The organism is Mesorhizobium sp. M1A.F.Ca.IN.022.06.1.1 (assembly GCF_003952605.1).
Lineage (GTDB): Bacteria > Pseudomonadota > Alphaproteobacteria > Rhizobiales > Rhizobiaceae > Mesorhizobium.
Genome location: NZ_CP034455.1, coordinates 2,215,456 through 2,231,527, shown reverse-complemented (window position 1 = coordinate 2,231,527; position 16,072 = coordinate 2,215,456). Strand labels below are relative to the sequence as shown.

At 61.8% G+C, this 16,072-nt stretch carries 11 protein-coding genes; 5 read left to right on the top strand and 6 right to left on the bottom strand.

Annotation, left to right across the window (positions count from 1 at the left end; genetic code table 11):
* Positions 1-277: 277 nt before the first annotated feature.
* The 5 genes from EJ078_RS10550 to EJ078_RS10530 all read right to left on the bottom strand — a co-directional run bounded on the left by EJ078_RS10550 (position 278) and on the right by EJ078_RS10530 (position 6,962).
* Entirely contained in the window at positions 278-1,327 is a 1,050-nt protein-coding gene (locus tag EJ078_RS10550; RefSeq protein ID WP_127403836.1) for a hypothetical protein, read from the bottom strand.
* Positions 1,324-2,403: a hypothetical protein gene (locus EJ078_RS10545; protein WP_128261243.1), complete on the bottom strand. Its 1,080-nt coding sequence runs from the start codon at positions 2,401-2,403 to the stop codon at positions 1,324-1,326. The genes EJ078_RS10550 and EJ078_RS10545 overlap by 4 nt, the downstream gene beginning before the upstream one ends.
* Positions 2,403-3,431: a GTPase-associated system all-helical protein GASH gene (locus tag EJ078_RS10540; protein ID WP_127403838.1), complete on the bottom strand. Its 1,029-nt coding sequence runs from the start codon at positions 3,429-3,431 to the stop codon at positions 2,403-2,405. The genes EJ078_RS10545 and EJ078_RS10540 overlap by 1 nt, the downstream gene beginning before the upstream one ends.
* The gene (locus tag EJ078_RS10535) at positions 3,428-5,029 is read right to left on the bottom strand and encodes a metallophosphoesterase (RefSeq protein ID WP_127403839.1); all 1,602 of its coding nucleotides are present in this window, start codon (positions 5,027-5,029) and stop codon (positions 3,428-3,430) included. Before EJ078_RS10535 ends, EJ078_RS10540 begins: the two co-directional genes overlap by 4 nt.
* A gap of 733 nt (positions 5,030-5,762) precedes the next feature.
* Positions 5,763-6,962 (bottom strand): IS256 family transposase, encoded by a 1,200-nt coding sequence (locus EJ078_RS10530; RefSeq protein WP_127403840.1) that lies wholly within the window; start codon positions 6,960-6,962, stop codon positions 5,763-5,765.
* A gap of 452 nt (positions 6,963-7,414) precedes the next feature.
* Between EJ078_RS10530 and EJ078_RS10525 the strand changes: the two genes are divergently transcribed.
* Together EJ078_RS10525 and EJ078_RS10520 are read left to right on the top strand one after the other, a co-directional pair.
* The gene (locus EJ078_RS10525) at positions 7,415-9,199 is read left to right on the top strand and encodes a hypothetical protein (RefSeq protein WP_127403841.1); all 1,785 of its coding nucleotides are present in this window, start codon (positions 7,415-7,417) and stop codon (positions 9,197-9,199) included.
* On the top strand, positions 9,196-9,948 hold the full coding sequence (locus EJ078_RS10520) for an AAA family ATPase (protein ID WP_127403842.1): 753 nt from the start codon (positions 9,196-9,198) through the stop codon (positions 9,946-9,948). Before EJ078_RS10525 ends, EJ078_RS10520 begins: the two co-directional genes overlap by 4 nt.
* A 566-nt stretch (positions 9,949-10,514) precedes the next feature.
* Here the strand turns inward: EJ078_RS10520 and EJ078_RS10515 are convergent.
* Positions 10,515-12,674, bottom strand: a complete 2,160-nt coding sequence (locus tag EJ078_RS10515) for a S46 family peptidase (RefSeq protein ID WP_127403843.1) — start codon at positions 12,672-12,674, stop codon at positions 10,515-10,517.
* Positions 12,675-13,126: 452 nt separating this feature from the next.
* On the opposite strand from EJ078_RS10515, the gene EJ078_RS10510 reads away from it, so the two are divergent.
* The 3 genes from EJ078_RS10510 to sfnG all read left to right on the top strand — a co-directional run bounded on the left by EJ078_RS10510 (position 13,127) and on the right by sfnG (position 16,035).
* Entirely contained in the window at positions 13,127-13,774 is a 648-nt protein-coding gene (locus EJ078_RS10510; protein WP_127403844.1) for an amidohydrolase family protein, read from the top strand.
* A 565-nt stretch (positions 13,775-14,339) separates the two neighbouring features.
* Positions 14,340-14,909: an FMN reductase gene (msuE, locus tag EJ078_RS10505; RefSeq protein WP_245459193.1), complete on the top strand. Its 570-nt coding sequence runs from the start codon at positions 14,340-14,342 to the stop codon at positions 14,907-14,909.
* 25 nt (positions 14,910-14,934) lie between these two features.
* The gene (sfnG, locus tag EJ078_RS10500; protein WP_127403846.1) at positions 14,935-16,035 is read left to right on the top strand and encodes a dimethylsulfone monooxygenase SfnG; all 1,101 of its coding nucleotides are present in this window, start codon (positions 14,935-14,937) and stop codon (positions 16,033-16,035) included.
* Positions 16,036-16,072: the final 37 nt, after the last annotated feature.

The window sequence follows — 16,072 nt, the reverse complement described above, 5'->3', positions numbered from 1 at the left end:
GGACATGGCGACGATTAGAGAACGTGTGCGCACACATCCGGCCCTCGGCGCGGTCAGGTCCAGCCAAGTCCGCGCCACGATGTAGTGGGAGCCGCTCGGAAGCGGGTAGCATGTGAGATAAGGCGCGAACTTTTCGCCGGGGCCTATGGGGCCGGCGATGTCGGAGAGGCGGTCGACGAGATCCTGATCTCGGGCAGGCAGCCGAATGGTCCCAGACAGAAGCTCGTGTCCGTTGCGATATCCGTGCAGCTGCTGGTCGACAATCATGGCCAGTCTTTCAGTCGCCGAGAGCCCAGGCGAGCGGCAGGGTGACGTCAGGGTCCTCCACCACCGCACCGTCCCTCATTACGGCGGTATAGCCGAGGTTGGAAAGATCGCGTCGCTTCAGACTTTCGCGGAACGCCGGGTTGCGCAGGTCGCCGCCGACGATGGACATGCCGAAGACGCCGAAATCCAGGCGGCCGGGCGTCCGGATTCGGCCAGCAAACATCGGGAACTGGTCCTTCAGATACCGCATGGGGCCGGCGGCCCTAGTGGCGGGATGGATCGTGTCCCAGGCGGTCACCACGATCGCCACGCGGGGCTTCGATCCGTCCGGTCGGTCCGCCAGCAGAAGCGTCAGATACCGGACGAGTTCGCAGAAACCGACCTGGGCGGGCAGGCCTGCCGCTTTCGTGGAGGCATCCTGCACCTCGGCGTCGGCCAGTATGGGTTCAGCGGTGCCCATGTCCTCCGTGGCCGGGGCAGGTGCTTCGACCAGGAAGGGCGGATCGGCCGGAGGCTGCGGGTCGGCCCGTGCTATCGGCTCGCCGTCCTCGTCCTCGTTCTGACCGTAGTCGTCACCGTCGTCTTCCGTATCGTCGTCGTCCTCGTCGTCATGCCCCTTCAGCATTTCTCGGGCCGTCACCCAGTCCATCGGCTGGTGATTCAGCTTCGAGTTGGCGCGAATAAAGATGATCGCGTACGACGAGGCCTCCAGCGCGTCGATCCATTCTTGCGGCAGCTCGTAGGTCTCGAGTGAGCGCTTCCACAGTTCCCCCGTGATGTCGGGAACGGTGAGGCTCCGCACGGGGCCCCCACCGTCGCCGCCGCGCACGGGGACGGTGAAGTCGCGGCGCGCGCCTTCCTCCATGTTGTGCTCGGTCCTGGGTGCGAACTTGCGTGCGAGGAGATGCGCGACCGCCTCGTTGACGTACTCGATGTTGTCCGGAAAGTGTTCCGCCTTGAGCCGGCCCTTCTTCGCCTGGAAGGCGAGCCAGAGGCGGGCGATATAGTTCGTCTTGCCGGAGGCCGGGCCGCCGACGAGGATAATGGAACCGTCGGTCATGGCCGCCTCCTGAACGCGTGCAGCCGCCTGTCGCCCTCCTCCGCCTCGGTCACGGGCCAGAAGTCGGGGGCGGGGGGAAGGACGCAGAACGAGCGATCGAACAGGTCCGCTACGCCATACCCAGGAATCATGTCGTCGCTCCACGAGAAGGAGGCGATCGGCACTACTTCGACCTTGAAGCCGAAGGCGCCTCCACACGCGATCAGCTCGTCCGCCTCCGCCTGCGGGAAAGGCTGCCTGTCCTGCCAGGTGGGTACGACGAGAACCCGGGGACGCCGGCCCTCGAGCAGATTGGCGAGGCGCTCGATCAGAAGCTTCGTGTCGAAGCGGGCCTTCATGACCTTGTGATCGTCAGCGAACTGCCGGCCGTCGATCATCAGCCAGATCACGCTTGCCGACCTTAGGAAATGGAGGCGCTCGGCGTCGTTGCGCCCGATCAGGGCCTGGGACCATTCGCCCGGCAGATCGGGAAGCAGGACGTCGAGAAGGCGGTCATCCGCGTGACGCCATAGGCGGAGATGTAGGAAACCGGCCTCTCGGTCGTTCGAGAGGGTGGTATGGCTCGTGATCTGCTCGGGCGGGCTACCCTCCTGCCAGGTTCTGCTGCCGCCCGCAATCTCCTCGAAGGCCCGCAGCGTGTCGCTGTCGGCGTATGAATATCCGGCGAATTGGTCTCGCGAGAGAAGGAGATAGGCGCTGATCAGCGCCGCGGTCTTCCCCGCGCCTGCCAGGCCGACAATGCCGACCATGCAGGTGGGGCGGCTCTCCATCATCGCGTTGGCCTGGGGAATCCCGAGCGTCCGGCTGGCTGGAAGAACCGGAAGATCGTCGTCCGGCGCGGGGAGCACGGCGCCCCCAAGCGGCACCGGCGTACCGGAGCTGCCGGACGGCAAGGTTTCGCCTTCCGCCTTTTCGTGATCGGCGAATGAGTTGGAGGAAATCCGCTCGGCGAGCGTCGTGTCGTCGGAGTCGTCCGGGATCAGCGAGCGGTTCGAACACTCCTCGGGTGGATTGCCGAGCACGCAAGTCCGCGTGGCGTTGAACGTGCAGGTCGTGTTCGTGCAGGGTCCGCGCATCACGCGTCGCCGCCGAAACGGCCTTCCATCGCGACGATGGACGCCTCGAGCAGGGCACGGGCGCCCCAGTCCCGCGCATCGAGCGTTGTCCCCGGGGCTTGGACCTCGCCGGTCGCCGCCAGCGCAGACAGAAGTGGGAAGACCGTTGGGATCCCCGCCGACCATGTCCCGGCGAACGCCTGGCCGAGTGGAGCGCGATCGGCCCCGACCGCGGCAATCAGGGCCGACAGAGACAACTTGTCCGATGCGCCGACGCGGCGAAGGACCGCGTGGCGATAGCCGTCGCCAGGCAGCCGGCGCAGCATCTTCGCCCCCTCGATGCCGGCCGCTACGGCCCGGGGCATTACATCCTTGGCGTCAAGCGGACAGCCGAGAATCTCGCTGTAGTCGCTGAGGACCCACCAGAGGAAGTCGATCTCCTCGCGATCCAGGTCTTGGTTGCCCTTGAGCGCGGCGATGACCGGCGCCGTCGCCTTGCGATACGCGTTGTTGGCCCTGGTGCCGGCCGCATTGGCCTCGGGTATCGTGAGCGTGCCGACGTCCGGCACGTCGTGACGGACACGCACCTCCTTCGCGACGACGGCGACCCGGTCGCAGCAGGCGCCGACAAGTTCCTGCCGGAGCTCCTCGATCCTGGCGTTCTCCACCTGGCTCTGGAAGGTGAGCGCGGACCAGAGCGCCGCCGCCATGGCGTCCATGTTGGACCAGCCCGTCCGTTCGACGCCGTGCTCCCGCACCGATGCGAGCGTCGCGACCGCGAGGCAGACCGTGCCCTGCAACTCGCCATTCGCAAGCAAGAAAGCCGGGCTATGGTCGCTGATGGCGCTCTGCACCTCGGAGGCCAGGGGAGCCGGAAGCTGCGCCCCCGCGAAGCAGTCGGCGATCGCGCCGGCAGTCTTGATGGCGCCGAGTGTGGATTGCCCCGCGAGCTGCGTCCGGAGAGTGACGACGGCCTTGTTCCGCGCCGCCACGTCCGCGTCGGTCGGCTGTGCCCAGATGATCTGGGAATGCTTTGCCATAATGCTCATTTCGAACTGCCGCCCTTTCCGTTTTCAGTCGCGTCGAGCATCTGCCTGATCTCGGCCGCCTTACCCTGCCTGATCGCCCGGCGGAACAACCGCCGCTCCATGGCATGATCGATGCCGCCATGCCGTTGGGCCACGACGCCGAACTTCACTAACGTCTGCAGACGCTCGCCTTCGGAGAGCGTCTGGAAAAAGCGAAGCTGAAGGTCGCGCACGTCCTGCGTCGGCTCGGGCTCGGGCTCCGTCGCGGTCTCGGCCAAAGGTTCGGCGCCCGCAATTGGCGGCGCGGTGGCCGACGTATCGTCCTGGGCGGCCGGAAGCGCGTCTTCGGTCGGCCGGACTTCCGACGGCTCCTCCACCAGTTCGGCCGTCACCTCGCTCTCCGGCGTGTTGGAAGCTGGTATCGGTGCGTCGTGAAAGTTGGGCGAGGCGAGAACCTGTCGCTCCTGCCGCCCGTCCATGAAGGCGTCGTCGTGTTCGAAGCGAGCCATGTCTGGATTCCACGTCCGTGGATCGACGGTCACGGCGAGCGCGTCCTGCTGCTCGTCCCACTCGAACGTGAGGATGTTGTACTTGTACGTGAATTTTTCGTTGACCTCGTCTGGGGCGGTGGCGCCCGCCGCCAGCATCATGACCTGGCAGCCGTCTTCCACGTCCTCGATGTCGAGGTTCGGGAAGTGCTCGTGACCGGAGATGAAGACGCGCGCACGGCCGCGCAGATAGCCACGCGCCTTGTCAGAGTCCTGGAACCAGTTGAGCGGATGGTGCGAGAGGACGATGTTCTCCACGCCGACATCGATCGGAAGCATCCTCTGGCGGGCGCCGAGGATCAGCTTTCCTTCTTCGGGGTGGCCGGAGCAGATGAGGGCTGAGTTCAAGCGGACGAACCGGATCGCCCTTCCTGGTGCGAGGTCGAGCCTCGCGCTCTTTGATATGCCGCCGTTCAGATCCAATTCGCACCGATAGTCGAGCGCGAACCCCTTGTAGGCGTCGAAGCGACCGTAGAGGGCCGCGCAGTCGCCTGGGTTGTCCAGATGGCGGTCCAGCCAGTGATCGCCGCCCTCGCGGATGGAGAAGAGGACGCTGTCGATCGTGTTCGTGATCTTCTTGCGGTCGATGTCATGGTTGCCCGGGATCATCTGGACATCGGTGCGGTCGCATCCGATGGCGTCGGTCAGCTGGGCGAGCCATTGCGCCGCCATCGCATACTGGTGCTCCTGCCCGGAAAAGGCGATATCCCCGGTGACGATCACGCCATTCGCCGTGCAGCCAAGCTTGCCGACCTGAACGCGCGCGTCCTCGATCAGGCGCATCTTGGCGTCTGCGTTCGCAGCGTCTGTACCGCCGTCCTTCTCCTGGCCGAAATGTATGTCCGACAGGTGCACGAAGACTGATTTCAAGATTTCCCCCAGCGCATCGTAGAAGAGAACATAAGGTGTCCCGAACCGTATCGCCAGCACCCAGTCATGGTTATGGGCAACGTCGTTGGGCGGGAAACCCGATATCGTGGCAACGATCTTTATCTTCGTTGCCACCAGCAGATCGGAGCCGAAGAAGTCATGCTCCGTGAGATTGCACACGATCCGCTCGCGCCCCAGCAATAGCGCGAGCGCCTCAACGACCGTTGTCTTGCCGGAAATGTTCGCGCTGATGAGAATAGTGAGATCGCCGAACAGAACTTCCCGTTCTGGATGCCGCGAAATCCTTCAAATGTCCAGTCTCACATTTTTCATTGTTCCGGCTCCCGCGAGAACTATGGCATCGGCAAAAGTACCTGCGAAGTGCGCAAATAGACCCGAGACCGAGCGCTGATTTCGCGGCCAACGGCACAAAAACGTCCAGTCTCTCACGCCGGACTGTTCTAAAGCCGCCGCTACGCCGTAAGATGCTCGATGTTAGGCGGATGCGCTCGGGCCGAAGCTACAATATCATCGTTCATGCGTAGTTCGCGGGCGACATGTCGGGCCTTGTCTCAACACTTCGAATGGGTGCTTTGCCTGATCAGAGATTAAAGCTGTCTGACCGGTTACAGGCCCTTTCCAGGCATTCACAATGCCGGCCGGTCGCCGAACTGAACCAGAGCTGTTGACGTCGAAAACACATAAGTCGCTACTAGATGTTCGCCCTTTGTACTTCGAAAGTCGCATAATTGGTAACCTGGTGTGATGTCCAGAAATATTTGCCATTTCACGGGGTTTACGAGTCCGGAATTATGGGGGCGCTGGTGGAAAGCCTATGCAATTGAAAACAGCAGGGTCTTCTGGCGATCGTGCCCACTGGCGTGGTGTAGGTAACGGCATTGGTCGCCGTGCTCTCCGGCAAGGGCCGGACTGATCAGCGCGCCACTGCCGGCAGGCTGATGAGCGGATCATCGCTCATCTGGCTGATGGTCTCAAGGGTCATGTAGCGCGCCCGCTGCACGGCCCATTCATCATTCTGTTCGAGCAGGAGGGCGCCGACGAGACGGACTATGGCATCGTCATTGGGGAAGATGCCGACGACCTCGGTCCTGCGCTTGATCTCGCCGTTGAGGCGCTCGATCGGGTTGGTGCTATGCAGCTTGGCACGGTGCTCCTTGGGGAAGGTCATGTAGGCAAGCACGTCGGGCTCGGCGTCGTCCATGATGGTGGCGAGCTTGGGCACCTTCGGCCGGATCTGGTCGGCAACGGCGCGCCATTGGGTGCTGGCGGCCTCGGCCGTCTCCTGGGCGAAGGCGGTGGCGATGAAGGCCGAGCCGACGCGGCGGCCGCTCTTGCCGGCATGCGCCAGCACGTTCCTCATGAAATGGACCCGGCAGCGCTGCCATGTCGCGCACAGCACCTTGGTGACGGCCGCCTTGATGCCTTCATGGGCATCGGAAACGACGAGCTTGACGCCGCGCAGGCCGCGGCGGGTCAGCTTGCGCAAAAACTCCGTCCAGATCGGCTCGGCCTCAGACGTGCCGACCTCCATGCCCAGCACTTCGCGCCGGCCGTCTGCGTTGACACCGACGGCGATGATGACGCCGACCGAGACGATGCGTCCGCCGCGGCGCACCTTCAGGTAGGTGGCATCGATCCACAGATAGGGCCAGTCGCCCTCGATGGGCCTGTCGAGGAAGGCCTTCACCTTGCCGTCGATCTCCTCGCACAGCCGGCTGACCTGGCTCTTGGAGACGCCGCTCATGCCCATCGCCTTGACCAGGTCGTCGACCGAGCGCGTCGAGATACCCTGGACGTAGGCCTCCTGGATGACGGCGGTCAGCGCCTTCTCGGCCATGCGCCGCGGCTCAAGGAAGCTCGGGAAGTAAGAGCCCTTCCTGAGCTTGGGGATGCGCAGCTCGACGGTGCCGGCCCGCGTCTCCCAGTCTCTGTCGCGGTAGCCGTTGCGCTGGACAAGCCGCAGTGGGTTCTTCTCGCCATGGGCCGCGCCGGTGGCGGCGCCCACCTCCAGCTCCATCAGCCGCTCGGCGGCAAAGCCGATCATCTCGCGCAGGATATCGGCATCGGGGGTCTTCTCTACGAGCGTGCGCAGGTTCATCATGTCGTTGGTCATCGGTGGTTCCTTCGAATCAGGTTGTGTCAGCAACCCAACCCTACCGAAGAACATCGATGACCGCCGCTGCGCCGCTCGCTCGCTACAGCGCTGTTGAGGGCGCTCGCGAGCGGCTTCGCTATCGCCGACCTACACCACGCGGTGGGACACGACCCTTCTGGCTGAGGATAGGGGCTTCCGATCTTGAGATTGGGTTTACCAATAGCCTCAATGACAACTAATTCCGGATTGGTATTAAGCGCTTGGATTGCGCAGAATCTAGGCCCTTTCGTTGGTCAACCCCGTAAGGTCGGCAACAGATTGGTCAACCCAAGACGACAGGATTGGTAAACCAGAGCAGGGCTCGATAAGGCTTGTTAGGTTACGTGGCGATCTACAGTGAGACTGTCACGCCAGATATAATTTCAGCTGCTAATCGAGGGTCACCTTTCTGCCGACAGGGACCAAGCACGATGACGATCAAAGAGTTCGTGCCTCCCACGCTGATCGCCGAGTTGGCAGGAATCTCCCGGCAGGCAGTTTGGAAGGCCTGCCAGCGTGGCAACTGGCGAGGACACTCCTTGGATGTCCGCGTTGTCCGGGACAAGGGCGGCAACGCGGGCAAGCAGTATCTCGTCAACTCGACTTCCCTCCCACTCGAGTTGCAGCTCCGTCTAAAGCCCATTGAAATGCCGGTTCAAAACCGTCCGAAGCCGATTGCAAGGCGAGGCCGGCGCGACCGAGCGGATAAAGGCAAGAAACGCGTCGTCATCAGCCGGCAGTGGGATGCTTTGGTACCCTTTGACCCTATCACCAAGGCCAGGATTGCAGAGGACCTAAAACAGGAAATCCAAGGCCTTCTGGCAGCCGGCGCAGCTTGGGGACACGTCAAAATCCTGGCCCGCAACTTCCTGATAGAGACCACCAGGTCATGGGGATTCCGCCCCAGTGATCCAGCGAGTTTCGAGAAAGCTTGTTCGATCCCGTGGACGCTCGTTTCGGAAGAGCTGCAGTATCGAAAGGTCCACCAGTTTCGCACGAACCGCAAAGCCTACGAGGACAGCCGCCCGCGCGGGCGACGCTCCACCGACGGGATGCGCCCGATGGAATTGGTCGTCGGAGACGTGTACCCGATCGACATCCACCTGACGCGGGCGGACGGCTCGACTTGCACTGCGAAGCTGATCGGGTTTCTTGATTGGGCGACTGGCCGCGTCTGGTGTGATTTGATCGCATTCGACACGCGCGGCGGCGTCAACAACCGTGATGTGATCGAAGTATTTGCGGCCATGGTGGAGCATCCAGCCTTTGGCCTGCCTGAAGCCCTCTACATCGATAATGGCAAGGAATACGGGTTCGCGACGTACCTGGATGACGCCATGACGCTGGCGGTCCCCGGATTCCATGGGCCAGGTCGCTCGATGCGAGTTATCAAGGCCTTGCCCTACAACGCCCCAGCAAAGCCGATCGAACGTTGGTTCGGCGACTTCGAGTCCCGCTATCTGAGCACGCTGCCTGGCTGGATTGCTGGCAACCGTATGAACAAGCGCCAGGAGGCGATCGGCCGGACGGTTGCGCCATATGGCACCTTCGAAGATTTCGTTCCAGCGTTCTTCGGTCTCCTGAAGGCTTATCACAGCGTGCCCACGGGAAAGCAGAGCGGCCTCAAGGGGCTTTCGCCCAACACCACTTTTCAACAGCACGTTGCTGCCGGCTGGTCAGCGATCACCATGAACCGGGATGAGGTCCGAGCGGCTGTAGCGCGCCGTGTCGAGCGCACTGTGATCCAAGGCGCGTTCCAGATCCGTGGGCGTCGGTGGTCCTGCGAAGAGTTGTGGCAGTACACGCACGATAAAGTGCTGGTCTGCGAGCCTGTCTATCATGCGCCGGCCGAGCTGCTTGTGCTAGACATGAAGGGCAACAGGCTCGGGATCGCAACCCCCGATGTCGCACTTCATCCACTTGATCATCGTGGCGCCCAAAGCACGGCAGCACGGGCAAAGGCGCATCGCGATGCGATTGCGGAGATGGTTAGCTCAATCCCGCAAATCGACGTTGCAGCTCGGCTGATAGCGCTCGGTCAGGCTCAATCTGACGTAATCCCCAACGAGCCGGCGGGCAAAGTGTCTTTCGACCCGTCTCAGCGGCCGGCGCGGATCGTTATGCCGAAGAAGCCTTTGATCTCCGAAGAGCGCCGCCGCGAACAGGACGCGCGCATAGCCGCTCAGATGGACTTGGTGAAGAAGATCGTCGGATGACGATATTCGTTGAAACCCGCGCTGCGCTCACCGTGCGGGCTGCCTTCGATACGGCGGTCAAGATGCGATATCCGGTGCTTGCGGTCGGCAAAGCCGGACTCGGAAAGACTGTAGCGCTCAACTGGATAGCCGCCCAAAGCGGAGCTGCCTATTGTGAGGTTGCGCAGCATACTAAGGCTATCAGGCCGATGTTCCTGATGCTGCACGACGCCTACGGCGTCCAAAAAGACAGCAAGCACACATACGATCTTGCGAAGGATTGCATGAGCTTTTTGGGCGCCGGATACGGCCCGACACGTCCGTTGCTGGTGGACGAATATCAGAACTTCACACCCACTGTTTTGCGGGAGCTGCTGCATCTTCAGGAGCGCTGCGGCTTCGCTTTACTGCTCGCCGGCAACACTCATCGATTAGCGGGCACGAGGCGTGATATCCACGCTATGGATCAGATAGAAAGCCGTATCGGCATGCGTTTCGAGGTCGGGCAGCCGACGCGGGAGGATTGCGTGAGGATCGGCGCCGAACACAACGTTGAGGGAGCCGACGCCTACGAAGCGATTGTTATCTTCGGTGAGAACACCTCCCTTCGCGCGCTTTGCCACCTCCTCCAGAACTGCGCTGCCGTTACGAACGGGGTTGGCAGCATTCGTCTTTCCCGGATCGAGACCACGCTTCGTGTCATGTCGTGCGGGAGCGATGCGCTTAAGCTTTTGCACGAGCGCGGAAACGACCTCCGAAGATCGGCTTAATTCCGGGCAGCGACAGATAATTCTGAACGGCACACTGGAACATGGAACTTGGGTCGCGAGGTGGATCAAATGCGTTACGCAGGGTCGCAGAACGCGCAAGAGACATTGCAGGTCATCTATAATCGAGCTGTCGGCCCAGCCGACTTCCTATTCGCGCCAGTGAGCAATGGCAATCGTACCAGCGACAGCACCCATTGCTCGCTGCTGCTCGTTGATGGCCGCAACCCGGAGCGGGTCGCCTATCACCACGACTCCTCCCGGACAGGGCCACAACGACGAGCCTGCAAACCAGCTCGCAAGGGTGCTGAACGGCACCTTCGAGGCAGCCCCCATGACCCGACAGCCGAATGCTTATGACTGCGGCGTGTTTGTGTTGGCACGTGGGCGCCGATTGGACAATTGATGGCCGGGCAGCGGCGCCGGGTCGCTGCGACGACCTCGTCGCCGACCGGCAGGCGCTGCAAGACCGGCTGAGGCGGCGCTTCCGCACGGGATTTGTCTAAAATTCCAAGGGGGATTTGTGGAGGTATGACGCCGACAGGCCGCCTACCGCCAGACTACCCCGCTCATGAACGCGACGCCGGCAGCACTCCCATCTCCTTGAGCAACCAGGCAGCGCCGTCAATTTTGTCCATGGTCCAAAGCATGAAGCGACTGTCGACATGGATGCTTCGACTGCGGTCTGCGGCATATGCCCAATCGGAGATCACTCCATCGAGCGTGCCATCAAAGGCGAGACCGACGAACTCGCCGCACCCATTCAGCGTGGCCGAGCCGCTATTGCCATTGGTAATGTCGACCGTGGACATGAAGTCGACCGGCAAAGTGCCCAGCTCCGGCGCGACATAGGGGCCATAATTCTTGGCCCGGATCGCAGCGACGGCGGCGGCCGGCGCATCAAACTCGCCCTTGCCAGTGTGCTTGGCCAGAAGTCCCTCAGCCGTGGTGAATGGCGTCCAGATCTGCCCGTCGCGTGTTCGCCCCGACACCTTGCCCCAGGTGATGCGCAGCGATCCATTCGCGTCGGGATACACCGGCCGGCCAATCGCCTGCCAGTAGGCGCGCAGGCCCTGCATGTAAGTCGCGCGCGCCGCCTGCGCTCGGCCAGCGCGGTCCTTCGCCGCGCGCTCCGCAGCTATGTCGCCGGGATAGAGCGCGACCGCCAGCTTGATGAAAGGATCGTCCGACGCCTCCAAGGCAGCAGCCGGCTTGTCGAGCCAGCCGAGCCGCGTGGCCGTGTCGGCGAGTTTGGTTTCTGCATAAAGTCGGTCAAGGCCGATTTGGTCCAGAGCCGTTTCGAACGCAGTATCGCGGTCCTTTGCGTCTAGCCGGCGATATTCATCGAGCGCGGCCTCAAATAGCTTGCGATCGATGTCGGGCAGGTAACCGCGTTCGATCTGCGTCAGTTGATCCACGGTCTGGTTACGGTCACGATCCTGAAAGCCGCGTTCGCGGTCTTCATCGAGCTTCTCGTGCTCCTTGGCCCAGCGATACAGAGTGCGCGCGGATGAGAGCATTTGCGCGCGGTTCAGCAGCGCCTGGCGCAGCCCCTCGAGCGAGGCCTGGCTATTCTCGTCCACCATGGCGCCCAGTTCGCCGATCGCTGCGCCATAGCGCGCCTGCCGCGCGGGATCGTCGGCGACCCAGTCGAGATAAGCTTTCTCCTCGATAGCCTTGCGCACGTCGAGCCCGATCGCATTGGCCCCGGCGAGATCGCCCGCCAACTTCTTCTTGTAGTTTTCCACGCCTTGCAGGATGGAGGCGTAGCGGATCTGCGCTTCTCGATTGCCTGCCGTGGTTTGGTTTATCTGGGCCGCATAATCCGACAGCAAATGCTGCAACAGCGGTTCGTACCGCGCGAAATTGAACCGTACTTCATCCGCCGTGCGGAACCGATTGGTTTCTCCGGGAAAGCCGACGACCATGACGAAATCGCCGTCTTGCACGCCTTTAGAGGCAATGCGCAGCCAGCTCTTCGGCCGGTAGGGCACGTTGTCGCGCGCATAAGGCCGGGAGGAACCATCAGGAGCGACATAAGCGCGGTAAAAACCGAAGTCGCCTGTGTGGCGCGGCCACGTCCAATTGTCCGTTTCGCCGCCGAAGTTACCGATGCCGAGCGCGGGCGCATAGACGAGGCGCACGTCCTGAATTTCGAGCTTCTGCTGGAGATAGTAGGAGGCGCCGCCATAATAGGACTCCACGTCGCAGCGGCGATTGGGCTGTTCTTCACATGCGGCGATCAGCGCCTTCCGGTTCCTGTCGAGCCGCTCATAGCGGGCAAAGCCGTTCAGCTTGTCCGATACGCCCTTGAGCATGTCGGCGGTCACATCACGGATATCCTCGATCACATAGATGCGGCTGCCGGGCACCGCGGGTAATTCTTCACCGAGGCTTTTCGCTAGAAATCCCTTGGTGAGATAGTCTTGACTCTCCTTGCTGTTGTACTGGATCGATTCCAGCACGCAGTGACGGTTGGTCGCAACCAGTCCTTGCGGACTGACGAAGGAAGCTGAACATCCGCCCAGTGATACGATCGCGTTGAGCGGGGCAGTGTCTAGACGGCTGAGCTGCGCGGGATCAAGCTGGAGCCCATTCGCGCGCATGGCCGCGCCAAGTTCCGCAATCTGGGCCGGCATCCACATGCCTTCGTTCGCCGACGTAGCGGTGACCGTCCAGAGCAAGTTCATAGCGGTGGCTTGGGCCAAACGACTAAAATTCGAGTTCATGCTGATCTCGTTCCCATTCTGTGTATTGTTCCCCGCTGATCTGGATCGATGAGCTATCGGGCTGACCGGCGTCCGCAAGCGCCTGCGCGGCAGCCACTGGGTGAAGAGTGAGTGGACGGTCAACACAAAAATCTGGGTGACCCTCCCCTCACATTGTATCGGTGCAACGTTTGCGGATCATCCGTTGCACTAATCGTGCCAAAGGATGCCTGAGACGCCCTTCGGGTCCCGCGGAGAAGTCATTCGAGACGCCTCTAACAATATCTCCCGCATTGCGGGCCGGCCATTGGAGCGCCTCGTCAATAAAGCTTTCAATCACCTACGTGGTAAGGGCCTTGCGTGTCCGACCTCCGACATTTGGGTCCGACCTCCGACATTTGGTTGTAGACCCGACACTCTCGTCCTCGCTCGCGACGAAGCCCACTGCCGAACAGCCGTCGTTAATTGTGAGAATGCGTGCTATCGTTTCTGTTACGTGCGGTGTTGCGCGAGGACGAGGGTGCGAGGAGTGCCCGGACTTCCCCTTGCCGCAAATCCGCTCGGCGCTTGGCGACATAACCCGGCGGACTATGTGCGCGAGTGCCGGCGTGAGGCGCGAAAGTAAATCTGGGATGAAACGTCGACCATTCGAATCGAATGGAAACTTCATCAAAGCGACAACCGCCAACCCGGTTCGCGAGGCAGGCGCGTTCGTCGTCCCGACGAACATCACCTTTGCTGTCGTCGCTCGGGACGGAGCCAGATACGGCATGTCGGCCGAATCCCTTGAAAAGGTGAGCTTCGTTCTCGATGCCGGCTTGTCGGCGCTCGAAACGCTTCAAAGCGCTGGCGTGACCATGGGCTACGGCTCCGATCTGCTTGGCCAGATGCATGGGCACCAATCAGAGGAATTTCTTCTGCGCGGCCGCGTTCTCAAGCCTCGGGACGTGATCCGATCCGCGACGGTGGATGCTGCCCGCGTGCTCAACATGGAAGGCCTCATCGGCACCATCGCGCCTGGCGCTCACGCAGATCTCATCGCCGTCTACGGCAATCCGTTGAAGGACCTCGCGATTTTGTCCGATCCCGCCCGGCTTCGAAAGATCATCAAGGGCGGGTGAGTGGTGAAGAATGAATAACCAGACGCAGGTAATCCGTTGCCATTCAGGGGAATTACGCAACACATATACAGGCAGGAGCACAACAGAACGTATTGAGCAGCTACCGATGGTTCCGAAGGCATGACGCTGCGATTGCCGCCTTCGTGCTGCCGGTGCTCAAAACTCTCAATCGTCCCTGACCAGCCTTGAAATCTCGGCGCTAATGTCGGCTCCTTCGTAGGGCAATGCCTGAGGACGTTTCTCGCACGCCTAGCCGTCATGATACACGCGCTCATTTGATTGCGTGGCATCGGTGGAGAGCGCTGTCACAAACGGCTGGACGACATTCCTCATATCGCGCCGGCGGAGCCTGTTTTCGCCAAAGTCGAACTCGCGGGTGACGCCTACGGCCCCTGCCAAGTTAATCCCATTTGAGATCGAATGCGGTGGGCGTGCCGCTCCTAGCAGCGCCGTTTTTCCCATTGACGTGAAAACATCAGAACAAAGTACCTTATGTCTACAGATTTGGTAGAATATCGTTTGGTTTCGGTGGTGGCCTATGGCGCATGTGTGGGAGATAGATGACTTGGCACGATTATCGGTTCTTGGAATATCCGGCGGTGTAAGCAACCCGTCCCGCACCACGGCGGTCGTCAATGCGCTGGTCAAGGCGGTCGCGTTGCGCCTGCCTGCCGACACCGGTCTGATTGAGATCACGGAGGCAGCACCGTCGCTTTTCGCCGGACTATCCCGCGGCGCACTTGGCGCATCTGGAGAAGCGATTATCCAGCGTGTCGAGAAGGCCGATTTGCTCGTGGTCGGAACGCCTGTCTATAGGGCTTCCTACACTGGCGCTCTCAAGCACCTGTTCGACCTGGTCGACTATCGCGCGTTGACCGGCAAGACCGTGCTTCTCGCGGCGACCGGCGGGAGCCCATACCATGGCCTGGTGCTCGAACATCAGCTCCGGCCATTGTTCGGCTTTTTTGGCGCTGTCACCGTCCCTACGGGCGTCTACGGCACGCCCGACGATTTCGTCGATGGCGAAATCGTCGGCGCAGCCATCATCGAGCGTATTGCAAGGGCCGCTACCGACGCGGTCTCCTTGCTCAACGCAAGTCACGCAAATGCCGCCGTCGCCACCCGCGTCGGCTGAGCCAATCAACAGGGGAAACGACGACATGAGTTCGCATTCCGACGCCATCAAATTCGCCTACTGGGTCCCGAACGTCTCCGGCGGCCTAGTCATCTCCAACATCGAGCAGCGGACGGGTTGGGATATCGACTACAACCGCAAGCTCGCCCAGATTGCCGAGGCCAACGGGTTCGACTATGCGCTGAGCCAGATCCGTTTCACAGCCGGCTATGGGGCCGACAACCAGCACGAATCAGTCTCGTTCAGCCATGCCTTGCTTGCCGCGACCACAACGCTGAAGGTCATCGCAGCGATCCTGCCCGGTCCGTGGAACCCTGCGCTGGCGGCCAAGCAGATCGCTACCATCAACCACCTGACCAATGGCCGCGTCTCCGTCAATGTCGTCAGCGGCTGGTTCCGAGGCGAGTTCGCCGCGATTGGCGAACTCTGGCTCGATCATGACGAGCGCTATCGCCGGTCGGAGGAATTTATCCGAGCGTTGCGCGGCATCTGGACGGAAGACAGCTTCACGCTGAAGGGCGATTTCTACCGCTTCACCAACTATTCCATGAAGCCGAAGCCGATCGAGCCCTTGCCCGAGATATTCCAGGGCGGCTCGTCGCGAGCCGCTCGCGACATGGCGTCTCGTGTCTCCGATTGGTATTTCACCAACGGCAATACCCCGGAGGAGATCCGGAAGCAGGTCGACGACATCCGCACCAAGGCGAAAGCCAACGGCCACAAGGTTAGGATCGGCGTCAACGCTTTCGCCATCGCCCGCGAGAGCGAGCAGGAAGCGCGCGCCGTGCTCGACGAGATCATCGCCAAGGCGAATCCGGAGGCGGTGCAGGGCTTTGCCGATCAGGTCAAGAATGCCGGCAAGGCCTCGCCGGAAGGCGAAGGCAATTGGGCGAAGTCGTCCCTCGAGGATCTCGTTCAGTACAATGACGGCTTCCGCAGCAATCTCATCGGCACGCCGGAACAGATCGCCGAACGCATCCTGAAACTGAAGGACGCCGGTGCCGACCTGATCCTGCTCGGCTTCCTGCATTTCCAGGAAGAGGTCGAGTTCTTCGGCAAGCGCGTCATTACTCTGGTGCGCGAACTGGAAGCAGCTCGCGACAGGGAGCTTGTCGCCGCGGAATAGGACGGGCGCGGCCCACGGGGCAGCAGCCCACACGCCT

Coding starts and splice junctions, on each gene's coding strand:
- EJ078_RS10515 (WP_127403843.1), bottom strand. CDS start 12,674: ATGAACTCGAATTTTAGTCGTTTGGCCCAAGCCACCGCTATGAACTTG.
- EJ078_RS10520 (WP_127403842.1), top strand. CDS start 9,196: ATGACGATATTCGTTGAAACCCGCGCTGCGCTCACCGTGCGGGCTGCC.
- sfnG (WP_127403846.1), top strand. CDS start 14,935: ATGAGTTCGCATTCCGACGCCATCAAATTCGCCTACTGGGTCCCGAAC.
- EJ078_RS10545 (WP_128261243.1), bottom strand. CDS start 2,403: ATGCGCGGACCCTGCACGAACACGACCTGCACGTTCAACGCCACGCGG.
- EJ078_RS10510 (WP_127403844.1), top strand. CDS start 13,127: ATGCGTGCTATCGTTTCTGTTACGTGCGGTGTTGCGCGAGGACGAGGG.
- EJ078_RS10550 (WP_127403836.1), bottom strand. CDS start 1,327: ATGACCGACGGTTCCATTATCCTCGTCGGCGGCCCGGCCTCCGGCAAG.
- EJ078_RS10530 (WP_127403840.1), bottom strand. CDS start 6,962: ATGACCAACGACATGATGAACCTGCGCACGCTCGTAGAGAAGACCCCC.
- EJ078_RS10525 (WP_127403841.1), top strand. CDS start 7,415: ATGACGATCAAAGAGTTCGTGCCTCCCACGCTGATCGCCGAGTTGGCA.
- EJ078_RS10540 (WP_127403838.1), bottom strand. CDS start 3,431: ATGAGCATTATGGCAAAGCATTCCCAGATCATCTGGGCACAGCCGACC.